Annotated in this window: 12 protein-coding genes and 1 other RNA gene; 7 read left to right on the top strand and 6 right to left on the bottom strand. The window is 58.9% G+C overall.

Features of this window, described 5'->3' with window-relative positions; all coding sequences use genetic code 11:
- The first annotated feature begins 33 nt into the window (after positions 1–33).
- From ACZ5DH_RS02225 to ffs, 6 genes are all read left to right on the top strand, one after another.
- Complete coding sequence (locus ACZ5DH_RS02225) at positions 34–1287, top strand: TonB C-terminal domain-containing protein (protein ID WP_464255532.1); 1254 nt, start codon at positions 34–36, stop codon at positions 1285–1287.
- A gap of 30 nt (positions 1288–1317) precedes the next feature.
- Complete coding sequence (locus ACZ5DH_RS02220; RefSeq protein ID WP_464255531.1) at positions 1318–2634, top strand: translocation protein TolB; 1317 nt, start codon at positions 1318–1320, stop codon at positions 2632–2634.
- 226 nt (positions 2635–2860) lie between these two features.
- Positions 2861–3328, top strand: coding sequence for a peptidoglycan-associated lipoprotein Pal (gene pal / locus ACZ5DH_RS02215; protein WP_291302933.1), 468 nt, complete (start codon positions 2861–2863; stop codon positions 3326–3328).
- A gap of 530 nt (positions 3329–3858) precedes the next feature.
- Positions 3859–4830: a D-2-hydroxyacid dehydrogenase gene (locus ACZ5DH_RS02210; protein ID WP_464255530.1), complete on the top strand. Its 972-nt coding sequence runs from the start codon at positions 3859–3861 to the stop codon at positions 4828–4830.
- 2 nt (positions 4831–4832) lie between these two features.
- Positions 4833–5669, top strand: a complete 837-nt coding sequence (locus ACZ5DH_RS02205; RefSeq protein WP_464255529.1) for an amidohydrolase family protein — start codon at positions 4833–4835, stop codon at positions 5667–5669.
- A gap of 113 nt (positions 5670–5782) precedes the next feature.
- Positions 5783–5872: signal recognition particle sRNA small type (gene ffs / locus ACZ5DH_RS02200), an RNA gene on the top strand.
- Positions 5873–6008: 136 nt separating this feature from the next.
- Here the strand turns inward: ffs and ACZ5DH_RS02195 are convergent.
- Entirely contained in the window at positions 6009–6785 is a 777-nt protein-coding gene (locus tag ACZ5DH_RS02195) for an FCD domain-containing protein (RefSeq protein ID WP_464255528.1), read from the bottom strand.
- A gap of 271 nt (positions 6786–7056) precedes the next feature.
- Here ACZ5DH_RS02195 and ACZ5DH_RS02190 point away from each other — a divergent pair, with 271 nt between their 5' ends.
- Complete coding sequence (locus ACZ5DH_RS02190; protein ID WP_464255527.1) at positions 7057–8313, top strand: NAD(P)-dependent malic enzyme; 1257 nt, start codon at positions 7057–7059, stop codon at positions 8311–8313.
- Positions 8314–9224: 911 nt separating this feature from the next.
- On the opposite strand, the gene ACZ5DH_RS02185 is transcribed toward ACZ5DH_RS02190, so the two are convergent.
- The 5 genes from ACZ5DH_RS02185 to ACZ5DH_RS02165 form a co-directional block, all read right to left on the bottom strand.
- Entirely contained in the window at positions 9225–10604 is a 1380-nt protein-coding gene (locus tag ACZ5DH_RS02185) for a sigma-54-dependent transcriptional regulator (protein ID WP_291302938.1), read from the bottom strand.
- A 4-nt stretch (positions 10605–10608) separates the two neighbouring features.
- On the bottom strand, positions 10609–12192 hold the full coding sequence (locus tag ACZ5DH_RS02180; protein ID WP_464255526.1) for a two-component system sensor histidine kinase NtrB: 1584 nt from the start codon (positions 12190–12192) through the stop codon (positions 10609–10611).
- Between the two features lie 9 nt (positions 12193–12201).
- A complete protein-coding gene (locus ACZ5DH_RS02175) occupies positions 12202–13542 on the bottom strand; it encodes a glucose-6-phosphate isomerase (RefSeq protein WP_464255525.1) in 1341 nt (446 codons plus the stop codon).
- Positions 13543–14178: 636 nt separating this feature from the next.
- Positions 14179–14565: a hypothetical protein gene (locus ACZ5DH_RS02170; protein ID WP_464255524.1), complete on the bottom strand. Its 387-nt coding sequence runs from the start codon at positions 14563–14565 to the stop codon at positions 14179–14181.
- A complete protein-coding gene (locus tag ACZ5DH_RS02165; protein ID WP_464255523.1) occupies positions 14562–15074 on the bottom strand; it encodes a YchJ family protein in 513 nt (170 codons plus the stop codon). Before ACZ5DH_RS02165 ends, ACZ5DH_RS02170 begins: the two co-directional genes overlap by 4 nt.
- Between the last annotated feature and the right edge of the window lie 37 nt (positions 15075–15111).

Here is a 15111-nt window from a genome sequence, read left to right as displayed (position 1 = left end):
ATACAGGCTATTCTGTGCCTACAGGAGGTCACCATGCCATCCGCGCAGCGCACGTCGCTTCTCTATTTTTCCCGCAGACTGTTTCAGCTTCTTGGCATACTGACCCTGAGCCTCACGGCGACAGGGGCCCGGGCCGCCGCCATGTCCACAGCGGACGCTTCGGGCGGCTATGCCGGGAAAATGCTTGATAAGATAGTGGACATATGGGCTCCGCCCCCGGCCCTGAAAGGCGACTTTCAGGTACAGCTGAAAGTGGGGGTCGACGGCAAAGGCCATGTGCTGAGCTGCACCCCGGTGCGTCCCTCGGGCATGGAAGCCTTGGACAGTTCCGCCTGCGGCGCGGTGCGCCAGGTCGGTTCATTTGGCAGAACGCCTCACGAAAAACCGCTGGAAGTGCACCTGTCCTTCTGGACGGGCACGCCCAAGGGCAAGACGCGCAACCAGATCCCGGACGATGCGGAATCGCTGCGCCTTGAGGAGCGAGCCCGCGTCAAGGCTCAGGCCGCCATGAGCGACAACATGGCCGCTGGCGCGGAAGAGCGCGCGCGCCAAAGGGCGGAAGAGGCCGCCAAAGCTACCGGCAAGGATCTGCCCGATATCAAACCCACGGTTGTGGCTCCCGCGCCGCCCGTCAAAGAGCGCTCTGGCGGCAAGGCGGGAAAAACCACCGAAAAGGCGGCGCCAGTGGCAGGCCGTGGTCAGGACAGTACCCCGGCCAAGGTAAGCCTTGGGGGGGCGCAGGCGAAAAAGGATCAGGGCAGTGATAAGGGCAAGGATAAGGCGGGCGAGGCAAAAAGCGCGCCACCGGCACAGGTGCAGGCATCTCCCCTGACCATCGCGCCATCGCCCTTGCCAACCGTACCCGATGCAGGGCAAAAACAGTCTGTTCCCGGCAACGTCGCAGGGCCCGTAAGCCGCGGCGCAGCCGCGCCCCCGGCCATATCCGCGCCCACCTCGGGTGAAAAAAGACTCTACGGCCCGGACAAAAAGGCCCAGTACAAGTACGGCAAAGATTACGGCAAATATTTTTCCAATGTGACGCGGCAGCTTGCCGAGTCCATCATCATACCGGTTGAAACACCGCCCGGTACCTATTATCCTACGGTGAGTCTGAAGGTGAACCCCAAGACAGGGGCCATTGAGGATGCCGCCCTTATTGAGAAAAGCGGCGACAGAATGCTCGATTCCTTCGTGCGCAAAGGCATTGGCAAGGTTGGCAGCATTCCGCCGCCTCCCGAAGGGCTTGACGCAACGCTGGATATAACTCTTACCCTGGTGCGCCGTTAGCGCGCCGATGCAACAAGGACTGCTGACGCCATGAAAAAACTGCTTCTTCTCCTGGCTCTGGGGCTCTGGCTGGCCCTGGGAAGCGGGGCACAGGCCGCCATGCGCGTGGACATTTATGGTCCGGGCCAGAACATCGTCAACCTGGCTCTGGCCGCGCCCCTCAAAGGCCCGCAGACGCCGGCCTCGGGCATGGGCGCAGACCTGCAAAAGATTGTTCAGGAAAACCTGAGCTTTCTGCCCTTCATGCGCCTGACCGATCCCAAGGCCGTGCTGGGCGGCGTGGTTCTGGCCGGTTACGAGCCGCCCTCACTGGATTTCAAGCGCTTTCAGCTTGCCGGGTCCGACATTGTGGTGACCACATTCTGGCCTGAAGGCGACAGCGGCACCCGCCCTGTGCAGATCCGCGCCTTTGAAACCAACACCGGCGGCCGCCTTTTTGGCAAGGAATATCCCAAGGTCAGCTCCCGCGATCTGCCCGAAGTGGCGGACCGCTTCTGTGCCGACCTGCTGGAGGCCCTGACGGGCAACGGTTCCTTCTTCCGCTCCACGCTGGCCTTCGTCAAGAAAAACGGCAAGATGGACTCCAACGTCTGGCTGGTCAAGCCCACGGGCCGCGATCTGCGCCAGATCACCAATATGCCCGGCGAGGCCATGTCTCCGGCATGGTCCCCTGATGGCCGGTTTGTGGTCTTTACCCAGATCGACCCCCAGTCGCACGCTCTGGGCGTGTGGGACCGCGCCACCGGCAAAGTGCAGCGTATCCGCTTCCCCGGCAACGTGGTCATCGGGCCTGCGTTCATGCCCGACAACAAGGTGGCCGTGGCTCTTTCCAACGGCAAATACCCCGTTATCTTCCAGCTCAACCACGTTTTCCAGAAAGAAAAAGTGCTTGAGCAGGGCGACTCCATCAACGTATCGCCGACCTTTGACGCCACAGGCACCAAGATGGCCTTTACCTCCTCGCGGCTGGGCGGCCCCCAGATCTTCCTCAAAGACCTCGGCAGCGGTTCCATTACGCGGGTGAGCAAAAACGGCACCTACAATTCCGAAGCCAACCTTTCGCCTGACGGAACCCTTGTGGTATACAGCCGCATGACGGATTACGGCCACCGCATCTTTGTGCAGGACATGCTCACGGGCATGGAGCGCCAGGTGACCTTTGGCCCCGGCAGCGACGAGCAGCCCGCCTTCTGTGCGGACAGCTACTTTATCGCATTTGCGTCCTCACGCGGCGGCGGACGCGGCGTTTACCTGATCACACGGCATGGCGGCGACGCCAAACGGGTGCCCACCGGTGGTGGAAATGCGTCATTTCCCCGCTGGGGCATGCCTGGGGTGCAAAAATAATTATTACGGTTGATTGATTGGATAAAAATATTTTTCACCCGGTTTTCAACGATTTCACGCCATACCGGGTAAAAAATATTTTACGAAAGTGGGCCGAAAACCCAACACACTTCTTGACAAAAATTACGGTGCAGATACCATCTGTTATGCAAGGGCAATGCGCCCTTATGTGTGCAGAAAGGAAAGGTATTAATTTCTTGGAGAATGAGCTGTTCAGGAGGACACAATGAAACGCTACGCTCTTATTCTCGCTCTGGTTATGGCTCTGGCCGCCGGTTTTGGTTGTGCAAAAAAGACCACTGGCGAACCCGGCTATGACGATGGCATGACCCCTGAAATGCGCGCTGCTGTCCAGCAGATCACTGATGGCCGCGTGTACTTCGCTTTCGACAAATTCAACGTTGAAAACCAGTACAAAGAAATGCTGAAGCAGAAGTCTGATCTGATGAAGCAGTTCCCCAGCATCCGCGTTCGCATCGAAGGCAACTGCGACGATCGTGGCACCCAGGAATACAACCTCGCCCTTGGCGAACGCCGCGCCCGCGCTGCGTACGAATACCTGGTTATGCTTGGCGTGAACCCCAACCAGCTTGAAATGATCAGCTACGGCAAGGAAAACCCCGCCGTGCAGGGCAACAACGAAGCCGCTTGGGCCAAGAACCGCCGCGACGACTTCCGCGTGATCGCCCACTAGACCTCTGGTCTGTGTGACGAACTTGAAGGCCACCCCCAAGGGTGGCCTTCTTTGCATTCTATTTCCAACCACCAAAATACGGTATGTTTCAGCACGCTCACGGCGACACCGCTTGACCGATTGCGAGGCAGACGCCCGCAGTGAGGCGCAGGCGCGGCGCATCCGTTCAGCCACGCGCGCCGCAGCGGCGTCTGCAACCATTTAGAGCATTTTCGCATTGAGAATATCCATTCTCAATGGTACTGAACCAGTTCGGGTTACCTTTAAAACGCTTCACATTTCAATTTGTCATTCAGCCGAAAAATGCGATTCGCGGCAAAATCCACGCCACGTAGCGGAGCGCTGTTCTTTCGTGCAGCGTCAGAGCATTTACACTTTTTCAAGGTTAAAATGCTCTAAACATCTCAAAGGCGGAAAGGTTCACGTACTGTCAGGCCCAGCGCCCGTTCAGACCACCGAAGCCTCCTGACCCGGTCCACTTGCGGAGGCTTCCGGCTCGGGCTACACTGCCCGCAAGCGAGGATATTTCAATGAAGATTGTCATTCTTGACGGTGGGGTACTCAACCCCGGCGATGTAGATTGGGGCCCCATCAAGGCCCTGGGCGATGTAACCGTGTACGAGTCGACCAGCAGGGATCAACTGGCTGAACGCTCCAAGGGGGCTGACGTTCTGTTGACCAACAAGACCCCGCTTCTCAAAGAAGACCTGCCTGCCATTGAAGGAGTGCGCATGGTGGGCGTGCTGGCCACCGGGTACAATATCATCGATATCGACGCACTGGCCCAGCGCGGCATACCTGTGTGCAATGTCGTGGCCTACGGCGTGAGCGACGTAGCGCAGCACGCCATGGCCATGCTGCTGGAACTGTGCCGCCACACCAGCCTGCACACCGAGAGCGTGAAAAATGGCGACTGGCTGAAATCAAGGCAATGGTGCTACTGGAAAATCCCGCCCGTCTGCCTTGAGGGCCTGACAATGGGGCTTGTCGGTTTTGGCTCCATCGGCCGCCGCATGGGCGAACTGGCGCACGCTTTCGGCATGAGCGTCCTTGCCCACTGCCGAGTGCCCAAGGATCCGCCCACTTACAGTCCCTTTGCCTTTGCCACGCTGGAGCACCTCCTCTGCGCGTCTGACGTCATTTCCCTGCACTGTCCCCTGACCAAGGAAACGCGGCACATAATCAACGCGAAAACCCTGGCCAACATGCGCAAGGGCGCCATACTGCTCAATACTTCCCGTGGGCCGCTTGTTGATGAGGCCGCAGCCGCCGAAGCCCTCAAAAGCGGCCAGCTGGGCGGACTTGGCACGGACGTTCTTTCCGAAGAACCGCCCAGCGCGGACAACCCCCTGCTCACAGCCCCCAATACGCTTATTACGCCGCATATCGCCTGGGCCACTACCAGGGCGCGGCAGAACATCATTGACCTCACCGCGGAAAATATCCGCCGCTGGAGCGCGGGAACGCCCGTCAACGTCGTAAACGGGGTGAGCAACGCCTAGCCATGTACATCGACATCCACACCCACGCCTTTCATCCCAAGATTGCGCACAAGGCCGTGGAACACCTTAACGGACATTATGATGTTGCCTGCGCTGGTAATGGCACTATAGACAACCTGCTGGAACGCGAGCGCATGGCCGGAATCGACAGGTGCGTGGTGCTGTGCGCAGCCACAGCGCCCGCACAGGTCATTCCGGCGAACAGTTACGCCATCAGCCTGCAACGGGCCTATCCCGATCAGGTTATCGCTTTTGGCACCGTGCATCCCGGTTATGAGCAGTGGGAAGCGGAACTGGACCGCCTGGAAGCGGCCGGCATACGCGGCATAAAGCTGCACCCGGACTTTCAGGGATTCTGGCTCAGCGACACGCGCCTTTTGCCCATCTTTGAGGCATCGCAGGGGCGCTTTGTGTTTGAGATGCACATTGGCGACAGAATCTCCCCTGAAAAAAATCCTTCCTGCCCCTACAAGCTGGCGGCCATTCTGGACGCCTTTCCCCGGCTTCAGGTCATTGCCGCGCATTTCGGCGGCTACCGGATGTGGGCGCACGCGCTCAAAACCCTTATGGTCAAAGAACGGCCCAACCTCTGGTTCGACACGTCCAGCACCACGCCCTTTTCGACCCCCATGCTGGTCAAAAGGCTGCTGGCGGCCTGCCCCCCGGAAAGAATACTCTTCGGCACGGACTGGCCGCTCTACGATCCGCTGCAAGAACGCCAGCGATTACAGCAGATGGGCGGCCTGAGCGACAGCATGATGGACAGGATATTGAGCAACGCCACCGCCCTGCCCGGCCTGCTGAATCGGGAAAAAACCAGGATCGGAGCCGCGGGATAGAACGAATTCACGTTGTCGCTGCTCTGGCGAAAGAACAAAACCGCAACGCTACGCGCAAAGGGAGCGACACAGGCCGGGCATTGACAGCCCGCATCTTTGCAGGTAAAGCATGTGCCAGGCCGGGCGGCGGCAACACTGCCAACTCCGTCAGGTCCGAAAGGAAGCAGCGGCAACAGACGTTGCCGGGTGTCCGGCCTATAAAAGCCGCAACGGAGGTTCCGTTGCGGCTTTTACTTTTTAGCGCTTTTACCGTTGAAGAAGGGTAACTGGTTCCAGTCTTGCGGCCAGCGCCCGCTCCCGCAACCGTCAGACCCTTTCACAGTAAACGCGCCCTGATTTCTATCGGTTTTTTTCCGTTTCAGACATGACATCCACCTGGTAAATGCCGCGCATTTCTCCCAGGTGGGCGCACATGGCCTCTTCCGCGGCGTCGGCGTCCCGTTGCTTCAGCGCTTCAAATATCCGCACGTGAGCCTTGTATGCCAGTTCGCTCTGCTTGCGCACCTGCATGGAGGCATACAGGGGCGTGATCAGCCAGCCCGAAAAACCGTTGGAAATGATATCCAGAAAACTGTTCGTAACGCAGTGGACAAGATAGCGGTGAAAATCAATGTCCGCCTCGGAAAACTCCCGAATTTCCGAATTGTCCAGCAAGATGCGCTGCCGTTGCAATATGCGCTCAAGTTCCGCCAGATGCTCGTCTGTCATATGGCGGGCCGCATGACGCACCACCGCCGTTTCAAAAAACTGCCGCAGGTCGTGCATCTGACGCCAGCCGTCATGCGTGCTGGAATAAATTTCCATGGTGGCGCGCATTTCACGCAGCAAAGGGTTGAGCGTAAGCCGGCACACCCGCGCGCGCATGCCGGGCGACACCTCTATAAGGCCCATACGCGCCAAGGCTGAAAGCGCTTCGCGCACGGCAGGACGCCCAACACCGAATTCATCCATAAGTTCGCGTTCAGAAGGCAATTTCTGCCCCACCTGGTATACGCCAGATTGTATATCTTCCAACAGGCAGGACAACACCTCCACATGCACACGCGGACGCTGAATGCTGCGTCTTCTGCCCTGCAGCCTTTCCGCACTGCCATTATTTGCATTGGTGGTCGTCATGGCGCTATCTATCTCCTTTATACAGTAAGTAACCATGGCATGATTCACATTGCCACGCGGGTTTTCAAAAAACAACTGGTATCACAGGCTTGCCTGTCCTCTTGCCGGCGCTGGCCGCGAAGAAGCAGTTTGCTTGCCACGGCTCTTCCTGTATACCTACGGACTGCAAGGGATTCCGGCGCTCAGCGCCCCTTGCCGTTTTTTTCGCCTTAACCGCCCGCGAGGCCGTTCCTTTCGACCCCCCAGGCAGAAAACAGTCAAGGAGTGTATCATGTCTCGTATCAAGAATCTGCGGGATGAAGCCCTGGCCATGCACAAGGAGTATCAGGGCAAGATAGAGGTGCGCGTCAAAGTGCCCGTGAATGACGCCGACGACCTTACCCTGGCCTATTCGCCCGGCGTTGCCGAACCCTGCATGGAAATCCACCGCCAGCCCGAAACCCTTGATGTCTACACAAACCACTCCAACTTTGTCTGCGTGGTTTCCAACGGCACCGCGGTGCTGGGCCTGGGCGACATCGGCCCTGCCGCCGCCATGCCGGTTATGGAGGGCAAATCCCTGCTCTTCAAAACCTTTGGCGATGTGGATGCCTTCCCCGTTTGCGTCAACACCAAGGATACCGCAAAAATCGTTGAGCTGGTGGAACTCATGTCGCCCACCTTCGGCGGCGTAAACCTTGAGGACATCAAGGCTCCCGAGTGCTTTGTCATTGAAGACAGCCTGAAAAAGAACGGCATCTTCAAGGGGCCCATTTTTCACGATGACCAGCACGGCACGGCCGTTGTCACGCTGGCCGGGCTTATCAGCGCCCTCAAGATCGTGAACAAAAAACTGGAAGACATCACCGTTGTCACCAGCGGCGCAGGGGCGGCGGGCATTGCCATCATCAAGCTGCTTATGGCGCTTGGCCTGAAAAACGTCATCATGTGCGACTCGCGCGGCCCCATATGGGAAGGCCGCCCCGAGGGCATGAACTCCTACAAGGAAGACATCGCCCGCCGCACCAATCCCCGAAAAATCAAGGGCGGCCTGGCCGACGCCATCAAGGGCGCGGACGTTTTCATCGGCGTGTCCGCCCCCGATACCCTCACTGAAGACATGATCCGCAGCATGGCCAAAGATCCCATTGTCTTCGCGCAGGCCAACCCCATACCCGAAATCTGGCCGCTCCAGCGCGCCAGGGACGCAGGGGCGAAAGTGATTGCCACGGGCCGCTCAGATTGTCCCAACCAGATCAACAACGTACTGGCCTTTCCCGGCATTTTCCGCGGGGCTCTGGACGTGGCCGCCACGGATATCAACGACGCCATGAAGATCGCGGCGGCCTACGCCATCGCCGATCTGGTCAAGCCGGAAGATCTGAACCCCGAATTTATCATCCCCTCCACACTCAACCCCGAAGTGGCGCCGCGAGTGGCCGCCGCCACCGCCAAAGCCGCCATGGAAAGCGGCATTGCCCGCAAGCCGATGGACCCTGAGGTTGTGGCCCAAAACCTCAAAAAGCGTCTGGCCAACCGCAAAGGTTGATGCACCGGAGCAGACCGCGCATATTTTCTGCGGTTCCGGCGGCCGCCCTGGGCGGCCGCCGGACAAAAAACCGGCCCCTGTCTTCCCTGGCCTGCTGCCGCTTACGGGCAGACACAGGCACACGGCTGATTTTGGGGCAAAAAAAGTATTAACGCACTTTCACGCTGAAATTTACCTGCGCCTGCGCGCAGACCCTGCCGCCGGGCGTTTGCGCCGCCTGCCGTCGGTACGCGCCGGAGCGGGAGTCTTCAGACGTTGAGGTCAAAATTTTCACGGCCGACCACTCTGGAGCATCTTACGAATGAATTGAGTCAACCGCTCTGCAAGGGCTTTCCTGAAAATCCTTGCCACGAAATGCGGGTAGGCAGGCTTTTGCCTGCCGTACGCGAGCATTTAACACTTGAAATGTTCTAGCTGATCAATCAATCAGCGTTTCAGGACGGTTACCACCCTTCACGCGCGCTCCCAAAGCGCATCGATTCGAGCAGCCCTGGCCGCAGTATGTGCAATGGAACATCCTTACGTAAAAAATCTGATTTGACAAGTTAAATAAGGATACCACCGCCCCTTCCATCGGCAAGCACAGCAGACCTGCGCCGTGCCTTGGACACAGCGGCACGGCATCCTTACAAATATACATTCAAAAAAATACCTTCTGCAGTAGCGTGCCCAGAGCAACACCCTCACCCCGCTGCCCGCCAGATCAGATTACCTTTGAAATGCTTTATAGTTCCATTTGTCATTCAGCCGAAAATCGCGTTTTTCGGCTGAATCCACGCACGTTGTGGCGGTGCCCCGCAGGAATGCAAACAGGCCCGCCTTCTGTTGAAGACGGGCCTGTTTGCGTCATTGTACAACAAAAATACACTGAAAGTTTTAGAGCATTTTAACTTTGAAAAAGTGTAAATGCTCTAGTGCCCTGTTATGGCGTATTTTTTCAGCTTATACTGCAGCAAGCTCTTTGAAATACCAAGATATTCAGCAGCCTTAACCTGAACAAGATCTGCCCGCACCAGCGCCCTGCGGATGAGGGCGGCTTCGATTTTTTCCAGAGTGTCGGCAAGGTCCAGCTGCACGGGCAGAAGGTCCACGGCGCTTTTGAACTGCGACTCTTCATCACGGATCTCTGCGGGCAGATTGTCCACATTGATGACCGCACCGGGAACCAGCACAAGACAGCTCTCGACCACGTTTTCAAGCTGCCGGATATTGCCCGGCCACTCGTAACCCGTCAGGTAATTGAGGGCCTCGGTGCTGAACGTTTTGGGGGGCATGGTGTTGTCGGCACAAACTTTTTCCACAAAGTGGGCCACCAGCAGCGGGATGTCCTCACGGCGCTCGCGCAGGGGCGGCAGGGGAACCTGCACCACGTTGAGCCTGTAGTACAGGTCATCACGAAACGCGCCCTTTTCCACCAGAGCGGCAAGATCCTTGTTTGTGGCTGCCACCACGCGAATGTCCACCTCAATTTCTTCGCCGCCGCCCACACGCTCGAACCGCCGCTCCTGAAGCACACGCAGGAGCTTGACCTGAAGGTCGGGCGTGAGTTCCGCTATTTCGTCCAGAAAAAGCGTGCCTCCGTCGGCCTGTTCAAAACGGCCGCGCCGCATGGCCACAGCGCCGGTAAAGGACCCTTTTTCGTGCCCGAAAAGTTCGCTTTCCAGCACGCCGGGGTTGAGGGCCATACAGTTGACGGACACAAAGGGGTTGTCCTTGCGGGGACTTGTATAGTGTATGGCGCGTGCCACGAGTTCCTTTCCTGTACCCGACTCGCCGGTGATGAGCACCGTGGAGCGACTGGGCGCGGCCCGCTCAACCATGACAAGCACGTCGCGTATGGCGCGGCTGCGCCCCACGATCTTGTGCACGCCGTAGCGGTCTTCCATAACTTCCTGCAGCAGGCGGTACTGCCTGTGGGCACGGGCGAGTTCCACAGCGTTATGGATGGAAAGCAAAAGCTCGTCATTGGAAAAGGGCTTGGTAATATAGTCAAAGGCCCCGTACTTCATCACGTCCACAGCGCTTTCGATGGATCCGAAGGCCGTCATGATGAGCACCGGAATATAGGGCCAGCTTTTTTTGACTCTTTCAAGCACCTGACGCCCGGTGACCTTGGGCATCTTCATGTCCGTCACCACCACGTCGACTTCGCTTTCTTCGACAAAGGCCAGAGCGGTTTCGGGGTCGCTGATGGCGGTGACTGCGTATCCTTCGTCTTCCAGCAGGGTTTGCAGAACAAGCAGATAGTTTTTTTCGTCGTCAATAATAAGAATATGCGCTTTTTCGCTCATAAGACTATTCCTGTGCCCCGGTATGGGCCTCGGGCAGCAGCACACGCACAAGAGCGCCGCCTTCCGGGCCGTTTTCCAGCTGGATTACGCCGCCGTGGCTGGTGATAATGGACTGTACAATGGGCAGGCCCAACCCTGTGCCCCCGTCTTTGGTCGTAAAGAAAGGGTCCAGCAGATTGCCCACAGTGGCGGCGTCAAAGCCCGGCCCGGAATCAAGAAACTCCAGCCGGACATGGCCTTCGCCGTCACGGTTGCCGCTGACACGCAGGATGCCCGGTCCGTCCATTGCCTGTTGTCCGTTGACCATGATATTGTAAAACGCGCGGTACAGCAAATCCTTGTCGCCGTGCACAAAGAGAGATTCGTCAGTCTCACGCTCCACCGCGACTCCGCGCCGGGCCATGTCCCCTTCAAGAAAGGCCAGCACCTGATCCAGCACAAGGCTCACATCGACGAGATCCTGTTTGGGCTGACGGGGGCGGGCATAGTCCAGAAAGTCGTTCACCGTCTGCGACAGGCGCACGGATTCATCAAAAATCGCGCCCAGAATACGTCGCGTACCCGCATCGGCCTTGTCTGTACGGCGTTGCAGCAATTCGGCGCTGGAGCGGATGATGCCGAGGGGATTGCGTATTTCGTGGGCAATGCTGGCGATGACGCGCCCCATGCTCACAAAACGCTCGTTACTGTGCAACTGCTTTTCAAGCTGCCGGTTTTTTTGCATGCGCTCGGCCAGTACGCGCTCCGAACGGTGGATAAGCATGAGCAGAAGGCCGAAAAGCACCACGGATGACATCAGGCACATGACCACAATGATGCCCTGAAAGGTCAGCACCTGTTCATAGTCGCCCGTAATATCCTGCGTGAGTTCCAGGGCTCCCATGATGGGGGCCTCCAGCCCAGGCTGCAGGGGTTCGCCTTTCAGCGGATAGAGCACGCGCAGAACAAAGGTGCCCTCCTCCAGCGGCAGCCTGAACGGGGCCTGCCAGGCGGGTATGGTCGAGACGATTTCAGACGAAGGCGCCCCGCCGTGCAGTATGTCATCCAGATTGGCAGGGGAAAGCCCGGCCCGGCCGACTTCTTCCTTGCGGGTGGAATAGGCCACCAGCCGGGAAAAGTCGTAAATGCGCAGGCGCTCCACCGGCAGCCCCTGAAGGACGGATTGCACGACCTGGTCAAGTCTTTCGTACTGGGCGGGCTGGCGCAGGGCGATGCGCCCGTAGCCCATCAGCGTCGGCAGGGCGAAGCGCCGGAATATCTGGCTGTTGAGGTTTTCTACCAGCAGGCGGGCAAAGCCCTCCTGCCGGGTCAGCAGCGTTTCGCGGGCCGAGTTGGAGATAAAGAAAGAAAGCCCCAGACTGGTGAGCAAAATGACCACCAGCGAAAGCCATGACAAAGGGCGGGCGTAGCTCAGCGGCAGGCCGCCCTCAGCTTCACCTTGTGCATTGGGAACAGGCCCGCCCGGATTGCTCGGGCTCCAGTCCTGAACGCCGCCCGTGTATGGCTGCGCACAGTCCTCGGCCTGCGGGCCGCGCGGCGCGCGGCCCGAATCACTGTTCGTTGCGCTCCGCTTTTTTTTGAAGAACATCTGCTTTCCTTAAAATGCCTGCTCCTGCACGGGCACGGCCATAAAAGTATCCAGGTCCGCATGCTCGGACGCATAGCCAGGCGCGCCCAGGCGGGCATTGGCCAGGCGCTTGCCCAGCTCCACCGCAGGCTGATCCAGAGGGTTCACGCCCATGAGCCAGCCAGTAAACAGGGTCGCCGCCTCCATCAGCAGCATGAAGGCCCCGGCAGCCCTGGGGCCAGTGCCGTCCATATCAATATGCACCAGCGGCACCTCATTCATGCAAAGGGCCATGCGCGTGCCCAGGGCCTCGGCTTCAAGCAGCGCGCCCAGGGGCTTGCCCCGCAGCCAGGCCCATTCCTGCGGCAGATCCTGACCAAAGGCGCGGCCTGCGGCCTGCCCCCGGCTGGTAAGAAAGATGCAGCCCTTGTTGCGCGGGCCGCTCAGAAACATCTGATTTACCGAATGCTGATCCGTAACGCCCGTGGCAGCCACAGGCAGGATGCCCTGGCCGTCCTTGCCCAGACTTTCCGCCCACAACTGCGCAAACCACGGGCCAAGGGCCGCCCATTGCGGCACGTAGCAGAACAGGATGAGCTCGCTGTATTCCTGCAATTCCAGAGCCCTGGCCCAGCAGGCAAGCGCGTAGGCAGGGTGCTGCCCCATGGCGCGCGGGTTTTCCACCAGATGACGGGTCACACTGGCCGCGCCGTCCAGGAGGGCCTGCCAGTCAATGCCCAGAAATCCGGCGGGCAGCAGCCCCACGGCGGAAAGCACCGAATAGCGCCCGCCCAGATGGTCTGGAACTTCCAGCGAAGCCAGACCGTGCAGGGTGGCCTCCTGCCGCAGATAGCCGGATGTGGCGTCGGTAACCACCACCATGTGATCATGCCAGCCCTGGCCCAGAGCGTCCTGAAGCCACTGGCGCACAAGAAAATACTGGGCCAGGGTTTCAATGGTGCCGCCAGACTTGCTGATGCAGACCACGGACGTGTCTGCCGCATCAAGGCTGCCAAGCAGGGCTTCAAGTTCTTCAGCGCACACGTTGTCGGCAATCCACAGGCACGGACCGTCATGCCCCGGCCTGTCCTGGCCCGGCGCAAAGGCTTTTTGCAGCGCCCGCGCGCCCAGAGCCGAACCGCCTATGCCCAGAACAAGCATGTGCTTGCGCGTTCGCACCTTTTCAAGAACAGGCGGCAGATCCCGCTCAAGCGTCGCCCTGTACGGCATTGAAAGAAAAGGCAGGGTGCCCTGAGCCAGCTCACGCTCCAGGCGGACGCCCAGTTCGGCAGCCCTGGCCCGAAGAGGGGCGGCGTCCGCCGCGTTCAGCCTGTGGCTGTAGGCCCGCGACCATTCAAGATAATGAGACATCGGCTTCTCCCTTATACCTTTTGCCAGTCGTTATACCGGCCCAAGGTTTAAAGCAATTTAAAAACAAAACTGCTTTGGCGGCTACGTGGGTGCCCCTGAAAAACAGCAGATTAACTTTGAAATGCTTCACATTTCAAAGTCTTCATTCAGCCGAAAAATGCGATTTGCGGAGCCGTTAGCGGGGCTTTACCGCTTACGGATAGCGACAGCCATCAGTAGGCTGTCCGCTCAATTAACCAATGCTGTCTTTGCGGCAGCCGTTGCCCACAGGGCTTACGGATGGCGACAGCGATTGTAAGGGACAAACCGTGTCGTTACGCATGCTGTCTTCAAGCGTAGTTTCCTGCGTCACAACGCTTTAAGCCTGCGTCACAACGCTTGAAGCATCCGTAGCTTCCTTCGTCGCAACGGCTAAAGCTCAGCTGAATCCACGCCACGTTGTGGCGCGCTGCACTTTCGTGCGGCGTTAGAGCATTTACACTTTTTCAAAGTTAACATGCTCTGACATATGCATTCCCCAAAAAGACGCTACACATTGACGCGTCCACCTGACAGCCGCCCGCCAGGCAGCAATCCGGCTGGCCCCAATCCGGCTGGGGCAATCTGCCTGGCCGCAGCCCGCGTGCGGGGCGCGCTTCACAGCAGACTCAATGGTTTGGGGGCAAAAAAACGGCGACGTACCAGCTTGTAGGTCTGGGGGCGCACGCCGAAACGGTAACGCCACAACACGCAGGTCTCACGTGTGGCGCAGGCGCGCACTTCTTCCCTGTCACCAGCGCAGAGCATGCACTGCCGCCTGATGGCGCGCAAGGCCTGAAGCCCTGCCTCCGCCTCGGGCGCGGGGCAGAGTTCGTCAGGCAAGGATGCAAGGCGCCATTCCCAAAGGGGGCAGTGCCTGTCCGCACAGGCGCGCACAGCCCTGCCCGATGCGCCCTGGCATTCAAGGCAGAACTGGCGGATGGCCGTCAGCGGCCCGCTTTTGCCGCCGCCTCGGGCAGACGTATCTGTGCTTCGCTCGTTCAAGCTTTTCCGGCCCCACAGCATTTTTTGTATTTCTTGCCACTGCCGCAAGGGCAGGGGTCATTACGCCCGACCTTGACTTCCGGCCTGCGGTAGGCTTCCGGCCGCAGGCCGACGCCGTCCACATAATAAATCTTGTCTTCATGCCGGGCAAAGAAGCTGCGTTCACCCAACTGACGGGGGATGCCTTCCATCTCGTAGTAGGCGTGAAATTCCACCACATCGAAAAGTTCGCCGTTCTGTCCCGCAGGCACGCCGTCTTCCACCCGCCCGACATCCAGGCGCAGCCAATGGACATCCTTGGCCTGTTCCGTCAGCTTTTGCACGGAAACGCCATCCCGGTAGTCCGGGTGCGTACTGTCCACAAGCCATTGATAACGGCCCAATACATAGGCCGAATACCGCGAACGCATAAGCGTTTCGGCATCATCGGGCCAGACCGACCCATCCATATAAGGGGCACAGCACTGGTCCAAAGACCGCCCGCTGCCGCAAGGGCACTGTTGTAGCATGAAATCCACCTTGGTTTTGCGCCCGCAATGGGCATAT

Source organism: Desulfovibrio simplex, assembly GCF_055387835.1.
Note: the sequence above shows the minus strand (reverse complement) of the source record. Positions and strands in the feature narration are given on the sequence as shown.

Excerpts from the sequence above, each read along its gene's own strand:
- ACZ5DH_RS02225 (WP_464255532.1), top strand. The coding sequence starts at position 34 with ATGCCATCCGCGCAGCGCACGTCGCTTCTCTATTTTTCCCGCAGACTG.
- ACZ5DH_RS02220 (WP_464255531.1), top strand. The coding sequence starts at position 1,318 with ATGAAAAAACTGCTTCTTCTCCTGGCTCTGGGGCTCTGGCTGGCCCTG.
- pal (WP_291302933.1), top strand. The coding sequence starts at position 2,861 with ATGAAACGCTACGCTCTTATTCTCGCTCTGGTTATGGCTCTGGCCGCC.
- ACZ5DH_RS02210 (WP_464255530.1), top strand. The coding sequence starts at position 3,859 with ATGAAGATTGTCATTCTTGACGGTGGGGTACTCAACCCCGGCGATGTA.
- ACZ5DH_RS02205 (WP_464255529.1), top strand. The coding sequence starts at position 4,833 with ATGTACATCGACATCCACACCCACGCCTTTCATCCCAAGATTGCGCAC.
- ACZ5DH_RS02195 (WP_464255528.1), bottom strand. The coding sequence starts at position 6,785 with ATGACGACCACCAATGCAAATAATGGCAGTGCGGAAAGGCTGCAGGGC.
- ACZ5DH_RS02190 (WP_464255527.1), top strand. The coding sequence starts at position 7,057 with ATGTCTCGTATCAAGAATCTGCGGGATGAAGCCCTGGCCATGCACAAG.
- ACZ5DH_RS02185 (WP_291302938.1), bottom strand. The coding sequence starts at position 10,604 with ATGAGCGAAAAAGCGCATATTCTTATTATTGACGACGAAAAAAACTAT.
- ACZ5DH_RS02180 (WP_464255526.1), bottom strand. The coding sequence starts at position 12,192 with ATGTTCTTCAAAAAAAAGCGGAGCGCAACGAACAGTGATTCGGGCCGC.
- ACZ5DH_RS02175 (WP_464255525.1), bottom strand. The coding sequence starts at position 13,542 with ATGTCTCATTATCTTGAATGGTCGCGGGCCTACAGCCACAGGCTGAAC.
- ACZ5DH_RS02165 (WP_464255523.1), bottom strand. The coding sequence starts at position 15,074 with ATGCTACAACAGTGCCCTTGCGGCAGCGGGCGGTCTTTGGACCAGTGC.